This window comes from Pseudostreptobacillus sp. (genome assembly GCF_977040545.1).
In genome coordinates, this window is the sequence record NZ_CDRRBS010000134.1 from 1 (window position 1) to 2,132 (window position 2,132).

The window sequence follows — 2,132 nt, forward strand, 5'->3', positions numbered from 1 at the left end:
CCTTGTATATCAGATCCAGGTTATGAACTTGTAGATAGTGCTTTGAAAAATGGAATTAAGGTTACCTCTATTCCGGGACCATCATCTATTACAACGGGTGCATCTATTGCAGGAATAGATACAAGACGACTTGCTTATGAAGGTTTTCTTCCTAAGAAAAAAGGTCGTCAAACCTTGTTTTTAAAACTAAAAGAAGAAGAAAGAGCAATAATAATATTAGAATCACCTAATAGAATAGTTAAAACTTTAAAAGATATTGAAAATTATTTAGGTAATAGATATGTTGTAATAACTAGAGAATTAACTAAAATTTATGAAGAAATTATTAGAGGTCGGGTAAATGATGTAATTAAATTACTTGAAAATAGAAATATTAAAGGTGAAATAGTGCTTTTTATTGCTAGTAAGGATGATGATGAGTACAATGATTAATTGGTATCCAGGTCACATGAAAAAGACAAAGGATATGATGATAGAAAATTTAAAAATAGTTGATATTGTTATTGAAATATTAGATGCCAGAATACCCCTTTCTAGTAAGAATCCAGATATAGAAAAATTATCTAAAAATAAAGTACGTGTATTAGTATTAAATAAAATAGATTTGGTTGATGAAGGAAAACTTAAGGAATGGGAAGATTACTTTTTAAGTAATGATATAGCTGATTATTTTATTCCACTTAGTGTTGAGAAAAATAAGAATTTTTCTGAATTAAGAAATATTGTAAATAAGATATACAATGAGAAGTTGGAAAAAATTAAGAAAAAAGGTCTTAGAAAAACGGTTGTAAGAGCTTTGATTGCAGGGATTCCTAATGTTGGTAAGTCTAAGTTTATAAATAAATTTTCAAATAAAAATAAGGCAAAAGTAGGAAACAAGCCTGGTTTTACTAGAGGTAAACAATGGATAAGTGTAGATGAAAAATTTGAATTATTGGATACTCCTGGTATACTTTGGCCAAAATTTGAAGATGAAGTTGTAGCATATAATTTAGCAATAACAGGCTCTATAAAAGATGATGTATTGCCACTTGAAAAGGTTGTAATGAAGTTACTAGATATTATGAGAAATAGAGATTTACTTTCAAATTTAGTAAAAGTATATGATTTGAATATTGAAGAAATATCAATGAAAGATAATATAGAAATATTAAAAATATTAGAAAAAAGATTAGGTATATCAAAAAATGATGAATTTGATTTTACCGTTATAGCGAGAAGAATTTTAAAAGAATATAGAATGGGCAAATTGGGTAGATTTTTACTTGAATTGCCTCAAGATTTTGGAAAGAAGGATTAAATGAATTTTAAGGATTACAATTTAAGTAATGAAATGCTGAATGCATTAGAAGAAAAAGGATTTGTATCACCAAGTGAAATACAAGCCTTAGTTATACCTGAACTATTAAAGGAGAGAACACATTTAATAGGTCAAGCTCAAACAGGAACAGGAAAGACGGCTGCCTTTTCTATACCTATACTTGAAACTATAAAGCCAAACAAGAAAGTTAAAGCGTTAATACTTGCGCCTACAAGAGAACTTGCAAATCAAGTTAGTGATGAAATATATTCTCTTAAAGGTAAAAAAGATATTAGAGTTTTAGCAGTTTATGGTGGAGCTTCTATAGAAAATCAAATTAAGAATCTTAAAAAGGGAGTAGATATTGTTGTAGGTACACCAGGTCGTGTTATAGATATGATAAATAAAGGTGTATTAAAGTTGGATGAACTTGAATATTTTGTATTAGATGAAGCAGATGAAATGCTTAATATGGGATTTATAGAAGATATAGAACTTATACTTGAATCAACTAACGAAGATAAGAAAATGTTATTTTTCTCTGCAACTATACCAAAACCAATATCTGAAATAGCAAAAAGATTTATGCCAGAACATAAGGTTTTAAAAGTAAAGAAAAAAGAATTGACGACAAATCTTACTGAACAAATATATTTTGAGGTAAGACGTGAAGATAAGTTTGAAGCACTTTGTAGAGTTTTAGACTATAAGCCAGATTTTTATGGTATAGTATTTTGTAGAACTAAATCAGAAGTTGATGAAGTAACTAATAAATTAAAAGCACGTAATTATGATGCTGAAGCTATACATGGTGATATTACACAAGGTTTAC

3 protein-coding genes are annotated in these 2,132 nt (G+C 28.1%); all 3 read left to right on the plus strand.

Annotated features, from left to right (window positions below; all coding sequences use genetic code 11):
* The coding region (locus tag ACWYO2_RS05860) for an SAM-dependent methyltransferase (RefSeq protein WP_455515545.1) at positions 1-432 on the plus strand (432 nt) is incomplete at its 5' end.
* Complete coding sequence (ylqF, locus tag ACWYO2_RS05865) at positions 413-1,300, plus strand: ribosome biogenesis GTPase YlqF (protein ID WP_455515547.1); 888 nt, start codon at positions 413-415, stop codon at positions 1,298-1,300. The genes ACWYO2_RS05860 and ylqF, both read left to right, overlap by 20 nt.
* On the plus strand, positions 1,301-2,132 hold an 832-nt coding region (locus tag ACWYO2_RS05870; RefSeq protein WP_455515546.1), incomplete at its 3' end, for a DEAD/DEAH box helicase.